Source organism: Paraglaciecola aquimarina (genome assembly GCF_032464635.1).
In the GTDB taxonomy this organism is placed as follows: Bacteria; Pseudomonadota; Gammaproteobacteria; order Enterobacterales; family Alteromonadaceae; genus Paraglaciecola; species Paraglaciecola aquimarina.
In genome coordinates this window covers 583,020-599,188 of sequence record NZ_JAWDIO010000002.1, presented here as the reverse complement: position 1 = coordinate 599,188, position 16,169 = coordinate 583,020, and the positions used below count along the sequence as shown (strand labels likewise).

Sequence of the window (16,169 nt, the reverse complement as noted above, 5' to 3'; positions counted from 1 at the left end):
TTATTGTTGTTAGCAGGTACAATTATTTTGTATTGTGGCAATAGCAATAATAAAAACAAGCCACTTATCTTTGTCCCTACAAACAATAAGGTAGTAATACTGATGAAAAGATTAAATTCGCAATTGCAAGACGACGGCGCGCCAATGGAGCTGATCTTGTTGCTCAGAACACTTTTAGCCGGCTGTAAAGAAATCTCATTCCGGGTGAGTCAAGGTGCTTTGGCTGGAGTACTCGGTTCAACATTGAGTGAAAACGTACAAGGTGAAACTCAGAAAAAACTAGATGTTATTTCTAATCAGATATTGAAAGATATTCTAAGTGAGTCAGGTTATGTTAAAGCTATATCGTCTGAAGAGGAAGACGATGTAGTGGGGTGCAACCCAAACGGTAATTATTTAGTCAGCTTTGATCCATTAGATGGTTCTTCGAATACAGATATTAATAGTTTGATTGGCACTATTTTTTCAATTACCCACGCCCCACAGTGGATGGAACCGGATGACCCATCAGCATTTTTACAGCCAGGTACACAGATAGTTGCCGCGGGTTATGTGCTATACGGTCCATCAACCATGCTTGCCTTAACGACAGGTAAAGGTACGCACTTATATACCTTGGATAAAACCCATGGCGGTTTTTTGTTAACTACAGCCAATGTAAAAGTACCGGTGCAAACATCTGAGTATTCTATTAACGCGTCGAATCAACGTCATTGGCTTGGCTCTACTCAAGAGTACATTGCAGATTTATTAGCTGGTAGTGAAGGTCCAAGAGGTAAAGATTTTAACATGCGTTGGGTGGCCGCTATGGTGGGTGATATCCATAGAGTATTGTGTCGCGGCGGTATATTTTTATATCCGTTTGATAATCGGGAGCCAGAAAAGGCCGGTAAACTTCGCTTGTTATATGAGGCAAACCCTATGGCATTCTTGATTGAGCAAGCCGGTGGATTAGCAGATACAGGTGCAGGGCGTATTATGGAAGTGATGCCAGAGGCCATTCATCAAAGAGTGCCGGTTATTTTAGGTTCTAAAGAAGAAGTTGAAGCTTGCCTCGCGTATAAATAAGTATTTAGGCCAAAATAGATTGGCATACAGAATAAAGTGGCGTCTATTTGACGTCGCTTTAACTTAAAATAAGATCGACAATTGTACTTCTGCGTATTTAAGTAGCACAGGCTAATCAATGAGCAAGTGTTTGTTCTTACCTTTATTGATTGGCAAGTAATAAAGTTACCAGCATAGTATTTCCACTCTCGATAGCAAAAATCATCGACATCAGAATTGATTTCTATTAATTTATTCAATAATTTGAAAGATTATTCGCAACTATGTAGAAGAAATCTTAGGCGACTATCTTTCAGCAGCAATTAATAGGGATGCTAATTAATGAACACAGAGATAACGATTTATTTGTTAGAAGATAATGAAGACGACGTTTATCTCTTTAAACAAATAATTAATACGGATGACAGTTGTAAGTATACAACCATTGTTTTTGATTCAGTTGCTGGCATCGAAAGAACCTTACAAAATATTATTCCTGATTTACTGATTGTTGACCTAAATATTCCCGAGAGTTTTGGCTTACAAACCCTAAGAGACGTAAAGGAAGTTAGTCAGGATATTCCAATTATCGTGCTGACAGGAAGTGATGAAACATTGGGCTTACAAGCCATACAACTTGGTGCTCAAGACTATTTGTTAAAAGGTGAAATTCACCCTCAAGCTTTAAAAGAGCAATTAGATTTGCCAGAGAGCGAAGCATTCTGTATGCAGCACTTGAAGAATTAGCTGTTAAAGACAAATTGACCGATTTGTATAATCGAGCGGCTTTTGATCATCGGTTAGAGGATTTTGAAGCTGATTTTCACCGTTATGGTCGTTCTTATGCTCTGATATTATTTGATATCAATGACTTTAAATCTATTAACGATACACATGGTCATGCCGTTGGAGATATTATTCTGCAGCAAGTAGCGCAACGTTTGTTGATGTTTAATAGAGCTAGTGATTTCGTTTGTCGTTATGGCGGCGACGAATTTATATTAATTACACCAAATATTACCCGTCTCGAATTGTTATCGGAAATAATCGAGAATAAACGCGCAATCATAAATGATAAGTATGCACTTAAATCACCAAGCAATGAACTAATTTACATTGATGTCTCAATTGCAATTGGTGGTGCTATTCGAAGCTTAGATGCTGTGACTAGCCAAGCATTAATCGAAGTTGCTGATGGCAATATGTATCTTGATAAGAAAAATAAATCCCATCAAACAAGCGATATTAAAAGGATCTAACTGTCTGGCCGCAGACATTTGTTTGTGTCATGGTCCTACAGGAATGTTTTTTTACCAGTAAATAAACGTTTTAAAACAAACTCTTTGGTTATGAAAAAGCCGATAAATCATTGGATTCACTCATTAAATTGTAATTAAAAATGTCAATTTAGGACTGGTACTTTGTATTCTTTTTTGTTGTAATGAAATGAAGTACGGGCATCTTAGCGTGATATATGAATATTGGATGGCGAGAGTACATCAAATCTAGTTTCAGACAAGCATCTAAATTCCACTCTATTGGGATTGAGTTTGGTATGCAAAATCTGCATATATCTTGTTTGCAAAACGTCAACGGTTTATTAACTTGGGTCCATCAAGAGACGATTAAGTTAGAGGAGTGGCAGGAACAGCTTAAGTCAGTTGTTGAACAACAAAAATGGCTTAACACTCGCTGTAATGTAGTATTGTCAATCTCCAAATACCAGATTATGCAGCTAGACAAACCTGCCGTAGAAGATGCAGAAGTCGCACAAGCGCTGCAATGGAGTGTTAAAGAACATTTCCCCAGTGATGAATCTCTCGTAATTGATTACTTTGACCCACCTAATTCTTTATCCAAAATTCCACAAGTCAATGTTGTTGCTATCCCTGAGGAAGAGATTTGTGAGATCCGAAATGGTGTGTTGAACGCAGGTCTGGTGCTTGCTCAAATTGGCATCGAAGAATTGGCCATTTGTAAATTATTGCCGTTTAGTGAAGAAGCGGCAATCGTGTTGAAACAAGAGCAAGGTGGGCAGCTAAGTCTAAATATTATTAAACAAGGTAAGCTCTTCTTTTCCCGTCGATTGAGTGGCTATGAAAATTTGGGCAGTTTGTCGCCCGAAGAGTTAGCGATGGGTATAGTTGACAACCTAGGCCTTGAAGTGCAACGGTCGATGGATTATTTCGAAAGTCAGTTGCGTCAAGCACCAGTTAAAAAGTTGTATCTCGCCTTAGATACTGCTCACCAAGAGGCGTTAGCGGTTCTTATTAAGGATTTGATTTTTATTTCAGTTGAAAAATTTACGCCTGAAATTGACAAAGAGCAAAGTCTAGAGCTGTCACCCAATAGTTTCACCAGCCTAGGTGCAGCCTTAATCGGTGATGAGGTCTCGCCCGAATGAAACATAGCATTAATCTCTATTCAGCCAAGTTACAACCACAGTTAAGGTTGCTTTCGCTGCCATTTGTCTTAATTTCTTGGGGACTTGTTCTGGCTATTTTCTTAGCCATTGATGGTTATTTGGTTTTTTCTGATCAAAAGCTAGCAACAGACTTACAGCGTTTGGAAAATGAGAGAACTCAGAAGAGTGCATTGCTCAGTTCTTTGCAGCTTGAGTTAGAAAACGTGGCGGAAGATCCGAAGCTAGTCGAAGAGGTGGCGAAAAAGCAACAAACTGCCAGAGTGAAAAATAGAGTCTACAAAGAATTGGCGGGGCAGGCGTCCGAGAAAAGTAGTGGATTTGCTAAGTTAATGGTTGATTTAGCCGAAAATTATCATAGTGAATTGTGGCTTACCAGTATATATTTCGATCGCCAAAGCGTACGAATAGAGGGGGCTGCAGACAATTCAGCGGTTATTCCGATATGGGTCAATAATTTAGGTAGGTCGAAATATTTTAAAGGGCAGGAGTTTTCTGATACGCGTATTTATCGTGATGATGGCCAACAACTAAATTTTGTATTGTCCTCCGACAATAGTAAAAACACTGCTCAGGTGACGAATTATGAATGAATCTAAAGATTCGGAATTTGAGAAACTTTCTATTAAGTTCCTTAATTTAAGTGTCAGAGAGCAAGTCATGATTCTTGTGGCAGGTGTTGTTCTTATTCTACTGTTAATGTACACCTTGCTGTTAGAACCGACCTTTGACGAAACCAAAAAACTAAAGACCAATATTGCTAGTGTAAAAAGTGAACTTACCACCATAGATTCACAATCCGCAGCATTGATGGCGCAACTGCAAATCGATCCAAACGTTTCGATTCGTAAGCGTATTGCACAGATAAATGAGCAAATAGCTTCGTTGGACGAAACCTTACATTCGAAGATTAGTAATTTAGTACCTGCAAATCAAATGGGGCAGGTGCTTGAGAGCGTTCTGGCCAGTAGCAAAGGCATTAAACTTGTTAGTTTAGAGTCAATTACGCCAACGCCGTTATACCTTAAGTCTGCCGCTGAAGATGAACAGCAAGTTGAGCCAGATCTTTTTCGGCATGGTGTGAATATCACATTGGAAGGGAAATACTTCGAAATTCAGGCCTATTTAGAAAAATTAGAGTCACTCAAGTGGAAGTTTTATTGGCAAAAGTTTGATTATAAAGTTGAACAATATCCAATCGGGCAGCTTGAATTGGAAATTTATACTGTCAGTACTAGCAGAGCATTTATAGGGGTATAAGGTGTGCGTTTACTAATTTTTATGTCTCTATGGATTAGCCAAATTACGTTGGTTGATGGAAAAAACCTACGAGATCCAACTGAGCCCAAAGGGGCTGCTAGTCAGCAAGAAATGCTGAATGGTGGCTAGGAATCATTGGTGTTAAATGCAGTGTTTGTTAATGGTCAAAATAAATATGCCGTTATTAATGGTAAGCAATATCAAGTGAATGACCTTGTGCTTGGTAACAAACTTATTCAAATTGAGCAGAATCAAGCGGTACTAAATACAAGTAGTGGGCAAAAGACACTATTTATTAATAACCACAACATTAAAAAAGATATCAATGATGGATTTTAGAAAATTACTATATATTAGTTTGCTCGTTGTCGTTTGTGGCTGTCAAACTCATCAAACTAAGAGTGTGGTTGAAAGCTCGATGGATTCGGCTATTGCTGAGTTTGATCAACCAAAAGATTCAGCATCAAAGCCCCTAGATGAAGTACCTGATGCCGTTAATCAGGCTTTATTGCCCACTCAAGATGGGCCAACTGATCAGCTTTTTGGTGTTGCTAAGTACGATATTAATGCACAGAAATTGCCTGCGACGGTATTTTTTAGCAGCATCGTAAAAGATACGCCTTATAGTGTGGCCATCCATCCTGAGGTAACCGGTGACATTACTTTAGATTTAAAACAAGTCTCTTTGCAGGATGTTTTTGAGCTGGTGTCTGAGCTGTATGGATTTGAAATTGAGCGTAAGCAAAATATCTACCGGGTATACCCAGCAGGTATGCGTACCGAGACGTTTGCGGTCAACTATTTGTTGATGAAAAGAAATGGAATGACCCAAACTAGCATCACATCGGGTGGTGTATCACAAGCTTCCTCAGGTAGTAGCGGCAACAGTAATAATCAAACCAATTCAAATGGCTTAAATGGTTTTAGCGGCAATAGTAGTACAGGTGGCAATGGCAGTAGTGGTACTTCTAACAGTGGGAATGGAACCAATATCTCTACTACAACCGAAACCGATTTTTGGACGGATTTGTTAGCAACGCTTGAGTCTATGATCCCTGCTGATGATGGCCGAAGTGTGATGGTCACGCCACAAGCTGGATTGGTTACTGTGCGGGCCTTACCTGACGAAATTAGAGCTGTGAAAGCATTCCTAACAGTGTCCGAAGAAATAGTCCAAAGACAAGTTATCCTAGAAGCGAGGATCATCGAAGTGTCACTCAATGATGGTTATCAGCAAGGAATTAATTGGGGACAAATTTTAGCAAATGGCGGTTCTACTGATTTTCAATTTTCAACTACTGCCGGAAATATAGGTAATTCAATTAGTGCAGCCCTTGGCAATGTCACTAGCTTATCATTTGTCAATAAAGATTTTTCAGGGGTGCTGTCATTGCTATCTACTCAGGGCAATGTTCAAGTACTGTCTAGTCCCAGAGTGACTGCTACTAATAACCAAAAAGCAGTCATTAAAGTAGGTGATGACGAGTATTTTGTCACCGATGTCTCTAGTCAAAGTACCATTTCTGCAAGTAGTACGTCTGTGGTACCTAACATAGAGTTAACGCCTTTCTTCTCGGGAATTGCATTAGATGTTACGCCGCAGATCAACAAAAATAACGAAGTGTTGTTGCATGTTCATCCATCCGTTATTGAAACAGAAGAACAAGAAAAAGTGGTCACCTTGAATGAAGAGCAATATATCTTGCCACTAGCACAAAGCAATATTCGTGAATCTGATACGGTTATTAAAGCAAAATCAGGAGAAATTGTTGTGATTGGCGGGTTAATGCAATCAATCATATCCACCTCAGAATCACAAACACCGCTGTTAGGTGATATTCCTATCTTAGGAAATTTATTCAAAAGCGTAAGTGATAAGGAAATCAAAAAAGAACTGATTATTTTAATTCGTCCAACGGTTGTGAATAGTGAGACTTGGAAGCAAGAGTTGAGTCGTAGTAAAAATCAGATGGCTGATTGGTTGTTAGTGGATTAAACATGTATTTGTACCACTATGGTATTAAAGAACTACCTTTTACGCTGACTCCTAACACCAGTTATTTTTTCGGTTTGCCCAGTCATAAAGAAGCGATTCAGGTTTTACTAACAGCGTTGAATTCTGGTGAAGGCTTCATAAAGGTGACTGGTGAAGTTGGCACTGGAAAAACACTAATTTGTCGCAAGTTATTGAATGAATTGCCACAACACTTTGTTGCGGCTTATATACCCAACCCATATTTAACCCCTGCTGAATTACGTAGGGCTGTGGCCGGCGAGCTTAATGTAGTGCTAACAGAACAGGCTGATCAGCAAGAGTTTACTCAGCGCCTTCAACAGCGTCTGATTCAGTTAAGTCATGAATGTAAAGGTGTAGTGCTGATCATTGATGAAGCTCAAGCCTTACCCTTAGAAAGCATTGAAGCATTGAGGCTCATTACGAATTTAGAAACAGAGACACGTAAGTTGATTCAAGTAGTGTTATTCGGGCAACCGGAACTAAATGACAAATTGGCTTTACCAGAACTGAGGCAGTTAAAGCAGCGCATTACTTTTGCCTATACTTTACAATTGATGGACGTCGATCAAGTCTATCAATACGTTAAACATAGAATGCTTGTTTCGGGCTATAAAGGCACTGAAGTCTTTGATCGCAGGTGTTGCAAGATATTGTACAAAGCGAGTTTAGGTACGCCGCGTGTTGTGAATGTTTTGTGTCATAAAGCACTAATGTTAGCCTATGGAGAGGGGCAAAAAGTAGTGACTCCTACCTACTTGAAGCTGGCAATTAAAGACACAGAAGCAGCCACGCCTACCTCAAATTGTTTGCACAATGTCCTGATCGGTTTTTGTTGTGTGATCTTGATTATGGTCGCTGGCTATTTTGGCTTTATGAGGTTTTTTGCATGAGCGTTATCAACAAGATGTTGCAAGATCTCGAAAAGCGCGAAGCGAACTCATCGCCGATAAATGCTGACTATCAACCACCCACTAAAAAGCCTAGTCAAACTAGAGTCATTATCTTGTTGCTGGTGGCTGTGTCTGCCATTGTTTATGCTTTGCTGAGTAATTCGAATTTTCTCGGTGTTGATGAAACCACGCAGACTCCGATTCAGCAAGAGCAAAAATTACAGCAACAAGCCAAAGTTGAGACAAGCGGTTCGGCAAAAAAAATGGCCGTGGTGGAGCCGAGTATCAAAGTGCAGCAAGCGCCTGTTGCCCCAGTGGTTATTCAGGAAAAACCTGTTATTCCCCCAGCGCTGCAGCATATCGCTGAAACCGAAGTAGAATACAATGAGCCGGCCCAAGAGATTATATTGCCGGAACAGTCGGTGGTACCAGAGGCAAGGCCAATAGTAGAACCTTTGGCCGCTGTAGAAACGGTGCAGACTCCCATTAAAGAGCCTGCTACTTTTAAAATGAGTGGTAGTGGACGCAATAAGCAGCTTCAAGAATTAAAACAGAATATTTCAGAAAACTTGGCGGCGGGTAACTTGACCTATGCAAGCGCTTTCTTACAAAGGTTGTTGCAATTAGAGAAAGATAACATCAGCGCCCGCAAAAAATTAGCATCAATCAAATTTTCGCAAGGTAATTACGTACAAGCCAAATTATTGCTGACAGATGGAATTGAGATGTTTCCACAGAGGGCTGATTTTAAGATGATGCTGGCGCGAATCCATGTCGCACAAGGTCAAAAAATAGAAGCAATGGATTTACTTAAAGGCTTTCAGCCACAGAATGATTCAGAAGATTTTCTCGCTTATCGGGCCGGATTAGCTCGTGAGCTAAAGCAACCAGAGACGGCTAAAGCCGACTATTTAGTGTTGACACGTATCGCACCAAATAATGGTAAGTGGTGGCTCGGATTAGCCATAGTAGAAGATCAAATCGGCCATACTGAATCTGCGCTACAGGCATACGAGAAAGCTAAACAATCGAATCAACTTGAAAATGTAGTTAACGCCTTTGTCGAACAAAGAATAAAAATATTGATGGGTGCGAAATGAGACCAAAAGTCAAAATTCGCTTAGGCGATTTATTATTGCAGAATGGCATCATCAGCGAAGCTCAACTGATGCAGGCCTTGGCTGCTCAAAAAGAGTCGGGGCGAAAGTTAGGGGTAATGCTAATTGAGCTGGGCTTTGTTACTGAAAGCCAATTATTGTCGTTTTTATCTCAGCACTTAAAAGTTCCCCACATAGATATCAATAAACACAATGTTACCAGTGCTGCAGTTAATCTATTACCTGAAGTACAAGCTAGGCGTCACCGTGCTCTGGTATTAGAAGATAAAGGTGATCGGCTGCTAATTGGAATGAGTGACCCTGCAGATTTGGCCGCTATTGATGTGCTGTCAAGAATACTGCCAAAGCCGATTGATGTTGCAGTGGTCAGTGATGGGCAATTACTTCAAGCGTACGATAATTTATATCGCCGTACTAATGAAATAGCTTCATTTGCTCAAGAGTTAGCAGAAGAATATCAAGACGATAGCGAATTTGATTTTGACAGTGGTGTTGGCGACGAACAAGACACTACGGTTGCACGGTTATTGCGCTCAATTTTTGAAGATGCGCTACAGGCAAAAGCATCAGATATCCATATCGAGCCAGATGAAAAAATGCTGCGAATACGGATGCGTGTGGATGGCGTGTTACAAGAAAATGTTATTCAAGAGAATAATATTGCATCAGCTTTAGTTTTACGATTAAAGCTGATGTCTAGTCTAGATATTTCCGAGAAACGTCTTCCTCAAGATGGACGCACTAGCATACGTATAAAAGGACATATTGTTGACGTTAGGGTTTCCACTATGCCAATTCAAGGTGGTGAGTCGGTAGTGATGCGATTGTTAGATCAGTCTGCAGGTATACTCAGTTTAGAGCAAACAGGTATGCCGAATAATATACTGGCACGTTTTAGAGGGTTGTTGCACAGACCCCATGGCATGATTTTGGTGACGGGACCAACGGGCTCGGGTAAAACCACCACTTTATATGGTGCACTTAGTGAATTGAATAAAGCCGCCACCAAAATTATTACGGTGGAAGATCCTATTGAATACCGCTTGCCTAGAATTAACCAAGTACAAACCAATAACAAAATTGGACTGAGTTTTTCCAATGTTTTACGTACCACCTTACGACAAGATCCCGATATCATCATGGTGGGGGAAATGCGTGATAAAGAAACAGCAGAAATTGGCCTAAGAGGCGCATTAACCGGTCATTTAGTGCTATCTACATTGCATACTAATGACGCCATCAGTAGCGCCATCAGACTATTGGATATGGGAGCTCCAGGTTATTTAGTCGCGAGTTCGTTGCGGGCTGTTATGGCGCAAAGATTAGTCCGTAAAATTTGCGACAATTGTCGAACCGATTACCAGTTAAATCATGAAGAATTGGTGTGGCTTAATGGCCTAGATAAGCACTTAGGATCGGTCACTTTCAAAAAGGCAGAGGTTGTCAGAATTGCAACCAAACTGGCTATAAAGGGCGGGTGGGCGTTTTCGAATTATTAGAGATGACTGAAAGCATGATGAATGCTTTGAAAATGAACGACACAGTTGCTTTTAGCCAATATGCAGAAAAAAGTACCGGTTTTGTGCCCTTAGCTAAAGTGGCCTTAATGTACGCCAAAATGGGTGTCACAACTGTTGATGAAGTATTAAAGTTAATTGAGATGGTGTTCGATGAAAACTTTGACAATAATGCTAAGCAGTCAGAAGAAGACACAGAGCAGCCGCTATCAAATGAGCCCAACGATAGTCTAAAAGAGCAAGAAGGTGTTCAGCAAGCCGATGTAGCGATAAAAAGTTCAACCCTAGAACTGGCACCACTAGAACCACCGCAAGGAGGTGACAATGGCTAACTTTAACTATAAAGCGAGAAAGCCCTCAGGGGAGTTAGCGACAGGTGTGTTAGAGGCAAGTGATGTTAATGCGGTTGCGCAAATACTGTCCAGCCGTAACTTTGTGCCTATTGATATTACCCAGAGTAATGATGCTGAGGCAACTGAAACTAAAGAGTTAGGGGTTTCTTTCTTTACGCCAGCCATAAAGCTGGATGATCTTGTTATGTTCTCTAGGCAAATGTATTCATTAGCAAAATCAGGCATACCGATTTTGCGTGCAGTGAAAGGCTTGGCCGACACCACAAGTTCTAAACGTATGAAGGTCGCCCTGTATGATGTGGCAGATGGATTAGAACGCGGAAGAACACTTTCAACGGCGCTAAATCGGCATCCAAAGGTATTTAATCGACTGTTTGTCAGTATGGTCCACGTCGGTGAAAACACCGGTAAATTAGATGACGCTTTTCATCAATTGTCTTACTACCTTGAAAGAGAAATGGAAACCCGTAAACAAATTAAGTCAGCTACTCGCTACCCAATATTTGTATTGGTAGCCATTGTTGTTGCTATGGTTATTATGAACATGGTGGTGATCCCTGTTTTTGCTGATATGTTTAAATCGTTCGGTGCCGAATTGCCGTTAATGACAAGGATCCTTTTAAGTACGTCTGAATTTTTTATGACTAAGTGGCACTACTTGCTAGGGGCCATCATACTGAGTGTTTTCTTACTGGTTCGATATTTAAAAACCGAACGAGGTAAATATAAATGGGACAAAGCTAAGTTACGCTTACCTATAGTAGGTACTATTTTTGAACGTACGATTTTAGGTCGCTTCTGTCGTAGTTTTTCAATGATGTTGGTTTCAGGTGTACCTTTAACAGCCGCATTAAATTTAGTATCTGAAGCGGTTGGTAACAGCTTTATGGCCGATAGGGTGTTAACAATGCGCAAGAGCATTGAGAAAGGTGAAAGCTTATCTAGGGTCGCTAGTAGTAGTAAGCTTTTTACCCCCTTGGTCTTACAAATGATTAATGTGGGTGAAGAAACTGGCCGAGTGGACGAGCTGTTGTCAGAAGCCGCAGAATTCTATGAAAGAGAAGTAGATTACGATTTAAAAAGTCTAACCGCCAAAATTGAACCGATACTAATTATGGTGGTGGCGGCCATGGTGTTAGTGCTTGCGCTAGGTATTTTTACCCCAATGTGGGATATGATGAGCGCTATAAAAGGCTGATTGCGGTGCAAAAACATGAAGCGGCAGTAGAGCGTAACCGAGGCTTATTTAATACTATTTTGGTAGTGGTGGTGTTTGTGGCGTTAATCGCGGGTTTTCTGTATTACCTGAATGATAATGCCAAAGATATTAGGCGTTTGTCATTTGAGAAACTGGCCGATACCTTTAATGCCAGTGTTAATAATGCTCATTGGCAATGGCAAGCTGAAGGTCGACCTGAAAAAATAGTGGTCGCCATGTATGCCAGTCAATTGAGTGAAGAAAAGACATTAATCGAAACCGAAAAACAACCAATGTACATGGATGGTAAAGGTTGGCCTAAAGTTGAAGAAAGCGCTAAAGGCTGTACAAAATTATGGAATATGGTGCTAGGTTTTCCATTAGAGGTTGATGGTTATGAAGTCGTCGTCAACTTTCATTCTGGGGAATCATTAACTGGTAATAAAATCGATTCTACCTGTCGATATCAATTGTTATCAGGCGCTTACTTTGATTATAAAATGAAGTTAGGCCAAGTGTTAAAATTAGAATACTTAAATTAAATTACGTTTTGCTGGAGTATATAAATGTTGATTATTAATCGTAGGCTTTGCAGTCAAAGTCAAAACAAGCAAACACAACAAGGATTTACCCTAATAGAGTTAGTGATTGTTGTGGTCATATTGGGATTATTGGCTGCTACAGCGCTACCTAGGTTATTAGACGTAACAACCGATGCTGAAGATGCCACCGTTGAAGGAGTTGCTGGTGGGTTCGCTACAGGTGTTGGTCTAGTCAGAGCGCAATGGGAGTTAGAAGGACGACCTAAAGAAAATAACGGCTCAGATTCTACCTATATCACTATCGAAGGCATTCAAGTCGGTATTGACAAGAATACTGGTTACCCCACTGGACAACTGGATACCGACTCGAGCAGCGAAGATGATGTTGTGAGCCTATTGGATTGTGAAAGCATTTTTAATTTAATCATGCAAAGTGCGCCGTCAATTTCTTCAGATTGGTCAAATCGTCCATTTGAAAATTATCGATACTTTACTCGTGTCAGTAAAGATACAGGGTCTGGCGGTAATGATCAGTGTTTCTATTACCTGACACAAACCATAAAAAATCAAGCGAGTGAGCCAGTTGACAATACAGATGGTAATGGATTTATTTATGATCCACGCATTGGTCAGGTAATAGTGTTTAGTAATAATTCATAGGTCAAAAATGACATACCTAAACTAGATCGCATAATGATGTGCTTTAGTGGTATAACGAACTTGTATTGTATAAATTTTTATTTTTTACATCCTTAGGAGAACAAATTATGCGCCATCAACAAAGCGGCTTTACGCTCATCGAACTTATTATTGTGATTGTTATTTTAGGGATTTTAGCCGTTACTGCTGCCCCTAAGTTTATTGATATTCAAAGCGATGCTACTGCCTCTACTTTGCAAGGTGTGAAAGCTTCACTACAAGGTGGTGCACAATTAGTTTTTGCTAAATCAGCCATCGCGGGTGAGCAAGGCAATGCTTACACAAGTACCGGAACTTCGTCGCAGATAACGGCTGGTGGACAGAACATTAACACTGACTATGGCTACCCAGATGCAGAAACTGCCGCAGGTACGTTGTCAGGTTGGGTGGATATTAGTTCTGCTGAATTTACTGTTGTAGCAGGTCCTACTACTGGAACTGCAGGTGCAACTACAACTTCACCCGCAGCAGGGGCTTTTGCTATTATTCCTGCTACCGGCTCACCTACTATTGATTACACTAAGACCGGTGTAACCGAAGCTAGTTGCCATGTTTTATATACAGAGGCGACAGGTAAAAACGTCCCTCCAGTCGTCACAGTAGTATCTGGTGGTTGTTAACAAATATGCATTAAACTGCAGTGGAGGATAATCGTCTTCCCTGCAGCCTAAAAAAGCGTACATCGCATAAAGATGGGAATGATGTCAAATACTCAAACTTACTCAGTCAAGCCTAAAGGGTTTACCCTTATAGAAATGATTGTGGTCATCATTCTAATTAGTGTTTTAGCAGTATCTGCTTACAGTCGTTTTAGTGGTTCTCAAGGCTTTGCTGAATATACTTATCAAGCGCGCTTAGTTTCAGCCTTACGTAGTATGCAGACCCGCGCCATGTTTGACACCCGAGCTGATATTTGTTTTCAAATTAATTTAAGTACCTCTCCTGCGGCCTTTGGTCCTCCTGAAATGAGTTATGAGACCCCTAGCGTTACATCAGTAACGTGCAATAGCGCCATTGACTATTCTAACCCCGATTACTTGGCAACTACAGCCTCTGAAATGACCAGTGAAAATGTTAGTTTACGGGCTCAAGACTCAACGGGTGCGGCATATGGTTATGTTCGCTTTGACTCATTAGGTCGCCCGCAAACGAGTATCAATAGCTGCGACGCTGGCTGTGTTATCGAAGTTATTGGCGAATCAATCGCTAAAGTATGTGTTGAATCACAAGGGTTTATCCATGCCTGCGATTAAAAGTAAAGGCTTTACCTTAGTAGAACTAGTGGTGGGGCTAGTAGTATTTGCCATTGCTATGACATTGTTTGTATCTTTGATTGTGCCGCAGGCTATTCGCAGTGTTGACCCTATTTTTCAAGTACGTGCTGCTGAGCTGGCGCAATCGCTTGTCAATGAAATTTCTAGTAAACCATTTGATCAGAATTCTAGCCGTATAGGTGGGACTATACGGTGTAATGAGGCGGGAAACCCATGCACCCAAAGTCAAAACTTAGGGCCAGAAGAAAATCGTTCCGCCTTTAACGACGTGGATGATTACCATGGTTTGTTGGCAACAGGCACAGACTTTAAACAAAATTCCCTAGGCGGCAATATAAGTATTGATGGTAAAAATTTATATGCTGGGTTTAGTCTAGCCGTTACGGTGTTTTACGATGATAACCTTGATGGGATAGACGACAGTGTTGTTGGTGGAGGGACTTATGTGGGTAATACTAAGTATATAAAAGTGATAGTGACGACGCCGAACGACGAAGACATTACTTTTGCAACCTATAGGAGTAATTATTAATGGCTTCTAAGGTGGGCTCAAAAACAAATAGCGGTTTTACACTAGTCGAGTTAATTACAGTGATTATTGTACTTGGCGTGGTGTCTGTTGGGATCTCTGGTTTTATTCGTACTGGCATGGATATTTATACTGACGTAAATGAGCGCGATCAAGTGTTGAGTGAAAGTCGATTTGTAGTAGAGCGTTTGAATCGTGAAGTACGTCAAGCCATTCCAAACAGCGCACGGGTTAAATCAAATTCCATTAATACGATCCAATGTTTAGAGTTCGTACCCGCGCTTTGGGCTAGTTTTTATACTTCTCTATCCGTTTACCCAGACACCACAGCACAAGGTACTATAGTCGAGTTTGGCGATAACCTAGCGGGGTTTCAGTTGTCTTCAACTGGCACTGACTATGGGTTCGTTTACCCTGTCAGCCCTGCTGATATTTATGATGGCGATAGCGCTAAACGTCGAGAAGTCTTAAGTTGTACCGATACTGATGATAGCAATTGTGCTACCGCTGGTTCCGTAGAACACACCGCAAGCTTGACGTTTGCAGATCCCTTTGCTGACAAATCACCTGCTTCACGCATATATTTTGCCCGTTATGCGGTGAGTTATTGTGCCCATAGTTCAGGCAATATTGTTCGTCATCAAACTTCTATCGACGAAGAGCAAACCGTGTATTCTTCAGGTGGCGTATTAATGTCTACAGCCCTAAAAAACAACTGGAACAATACTGACGATTTACCCTTTAGGGTTAGTCAGCCGAGTCTTACCCGAAATGGTTTGGTTAACTTGTTGTTAGCATTTGAACTAAATGAAGAAGTGGTCAATTATAACGTGGAGGTACATATTCCTAATGTGCCCTAACACACAACTAAAATGTTCATACCAAGGCTACAAGAATAGTAAAAAACAACAGGGCAGCATGCTGACCATAGCACTATTCGTTATTGTAGTGTTTGGTCTACTTGGTATCACCATGACCCGAGTATTGTCCTCGTCGTCTGAATCAATTGTATACGAAGTATTAGGGCAGCGGGCTTTAAATGCAGCGAGGTCTGGACTTGAACGTTGTTTAGCCGCTGAGTATCCTGTCACTGTTGGCGTTAGTGCCTGTAGTAACCCAACTAATTTTGATTTTTCCGCTTTAAAAGGATTGGAGAGTTGTAGCGCCCAAGTGATCCCAAACAACATCACTGTCTCTGATAATAGTCAAACTTATTCTTACGTTAAGTTTTCAAGTATCGGTCGCTGCGGGGCTGGGAGTGTAATTGTAACCCGCAGCGTTTATGTCGATGCTATGTTGTAGT

Annotated in this window: 19 protein-coding genes and 1 pseudogene; all 20 read left to right on the top strand. The window is 40.8% G+C overall.

Annotated features, from left to right (window positions below; all coding sequences use genetic code 11):
• The first annotated feature begins 102 nt into the window (after window positions 1-102).
• Window positions 103-1,068, top strand: a complete 966-nt coding sequence (locus RS130_RS03585) for a class 1 fructose-bisphosphatase (protein ID WP_316024827.1) — start codon at window positions 103-105, stop codon at window positions 1,066-1,068.
• A gap of 321 nt (window positions 1,069-1,389) precedes the next feature.
• Window positions 1,390-1,794 carry a response regulator gene (locus RS130_RS03580; protein ID WP_316024826.1) on the top strand — a complete coding sequence of 135 codons (405 nt, stop codon included), beginning with the start codon at window positions 1,390-1,392 and terminating at the stop codon, window positions 1,792-1,794.
• A 14-nt stretch (window positions 1,795-1,808) separates the two neighbouring features.
• Window positions 1,809-2,306: a GGDEF domain-containing protein gene (locus RS130_RS03575; protein ID WP_316024825.1), complete on the top strand. Its 498-nt coding sequence runs from the start codon at window positions 1,809-1,811 to the stop codon at window positions 2,304-2,306.
• Between the two features lie 215 nt (window positions 2,307-2,521).
• The gene (locus tag RS130_RS03570) at window positions 2,522-3,451 is read left to right on the top strand and encodes an MSHA biogenesis protein MshI (protein ID WP_316024824.1); all 930 of its coding nucleotides are present in this window, start codon (window positions 2,522-2,524) and stop codon (window positions 3,449-3,451) included.
• Window positions 3,448-4,062 (top strand): PilN domain-containing protein, encoded by a 615-nt coding sequence (locus RS130_RS03565; RefSeq protein ID WP_316024823.1) that lies wholly within the window; start codon window positions 3,448-3,450, stop codon window positions 4,060-4,062. Before RS130_RS03570 ends, RS130_RS03565 begins: the two co-directional genes overlap by 4 nt.
• Window positions 4,055-4,729 carry a type II secretion system protein GspM gene (locus RS130_RS03560; protein ID WP_316024822.1) on the top strand — a complete coding sequence of 225 codons (675 nt, stop codon included), beginning with the start codon at window positions 4,055-4,057 and terminating at the stop codon, window positions 4,727-4,729. Before RS130_RS03565 ends, RS130_RS03560 begins: the two co-directional genes overlap by 8 nt.
• A gap of 3 nt (window positions 4,730-4,732) precedes the next feature.
• Window positions 4,733-4,858 (top strand): hypothetical protein, encoded by a 126-nt coding sequence (locus RS130_RS03555; protein ID WP_316024821.1) that lies wholly within the window; start codon window positions 4,733-4,735, stop codon window positions 4,856-4,858.
• Between the two features lie 9 nt (window positions 4,859-4,867).
• A complete protein-coding gene (locus RS130_RS03550) occupies window positions 4,868-5,068 on the top strand; it encodes a hypothetical protein (protein WP_316024820.1) in 201 nt (66 codons plus the stop codon).
• On the top strand, window positions 5,058-6,725 hold the full coding sequence (mshL, locus tag RS130_RS03545) for a pilus (MSHA type) biogenesis protein MshL (RefSeq protein WP_316027959.1): 1,668 nt from the start codon (window positions 5,058-5,060) through the stop codon (window positions 6,723-6,725). The genes RS130_RS03550 and mshL overlap by 11 nt, the downstream gene beginning before the upstream one ends.
• Before the next feature lie 2 nt (window positions 6,726-6,727).
• Window positions 6,728-7,636 (top strand): ExeA family protein, encoded by a 909-nt coding sequence (locus RS130_RS03540; protein WP_316024819.1) that lies wholly within the window; start codon window positions 6,728-6,730, stop codon window positions 7,634-7,636.
• Window positions 7,633-8,736 carry a tetratricopeptide repeat protein gene (locus tag RS130_RS03535; RefSeq protein ID WP_316024818.1) on the top strand — a complete coding sequence of 368 codons (1,104 nt, stop codon included), beginning with the start codon at window positions 7,633-7,635 and terminating at the stop codon, window positions 8,734-8,736. Before RS130_RS03540 ends, RS130_RS03535 begins: the two co-directional genes overlap by 4 nt.
• Window positions 8,733-10,603: pseudogene (locus tag RS130_RS03530) on the top strand (GspE/PulE family protein). Before RS130_RS03535 ends, RS130_RS03530 begins: the two are co-directional and overlap by 4 nt.
• On the top strand, window positions 10,596-11,822 hold the full coding sequence (locus tag RS130_RS03525) for a type II secretion system F family protein (RefSeq protein WP_316024817.1): 1,227 nt from the start codon (window positions 10,596-10,598) through the stop codon (window positions 11,820-11,822). Before RS130_RS03530 ends, RS130_RS03525 begins: the two are co-directional and overlap by 8 nt.
• Window positions 11,823-11,827: 5 nt before the next feature.
• Window positions 11,828-12,364: a hypothetical protein gene (locus tag RS130_RS03520; protein ID WP_316024816.1), complete on the top strand. Its 537-nt coding sequence runs from the start codon at window positions 11,828-11,830 to the stop codon at window positions 12,362-12,364.
• Window positions 12,365-12,388: 24 nt separating this feature from the next.
• Entirely contained in the window at window positions 12,389-13,024 is a 636-nt protein-coding gene (locus tag RS130_RS03515; protein WP_316024815.1) for a type II secretion system protein, read from the top strand.
• Window positions 13,025-13,131: 107 nt separating this feature from the next.
• Window positions 13,132-13,683: a prepilin-type N-terminal cleavage/methylation domain-containing protein gene (locus tag RS130_RS03510; RefSeq protein ID WP_316024814.1), complete on the top strand. Its 552-nt coding sequence runs from the start codon at window positions 13,132-13,134 to the stop codon at window positions 13,681-13,683.
• A 78-nt stretch (window positions 13,684-13,761) separates the two neighbouring features.
• A complete protein-coding gene (locus RS130_RS03505; protein ID WP_316024813.1) occupies window positions 13,762-14,316 on the top strand; it encodes a type II secretion system protein in 555 nt (184 codons plus the stop codon).
• Window positions 14,303-14,869: a prepilin-type N-terminal cleavage/methylation domain-containing protein gene (locus RS130_RS03500; protein WP_316024812.1), complete on the top strand. Its 567-nt coding sequence runs from the start codon at window positions 14,303-14,305 to the stop codon at window positions 14,867-14,869. The genes RS130_RS03505 and RS130_RS03500 overlap by 14 nt, the downstream gene beginning before the upstream one ends.
• Window positions 14,869-15,726: a prepilin-type N-terminal cleavage/methylation domain-containing protein gene (locus tag RS130_RS03495; protein WP_316024811.1), complete on the top strand. Its 858-nt coding sequence runs from the start codon at window positions 14,869-14,871 to the stop codon at window positions 15,724-15,726. The genes RS130_RS03500 and RS130_RS03495 overlap by 1 nt, the downstream gene beginning before the upstream one ends.
• Window positions 15,716-16,168: an MSHA biogenesis protein MshP gene (locus RS130_RS03490; protein WP_316024810.1), complete on the top strand. Its 453-nt coding sequence runs from the start codon at window positions 15,716-15,718 to the stop codon at window positions 16,166-16,168. The genes RS130_RS03495 and RS130_RS03490 overlap by 11 nt, the downstream gene beginning before the upstream one ends.
• The last annotated feature ends 1 nt before the right edge of the window (window position 16,169 follow it).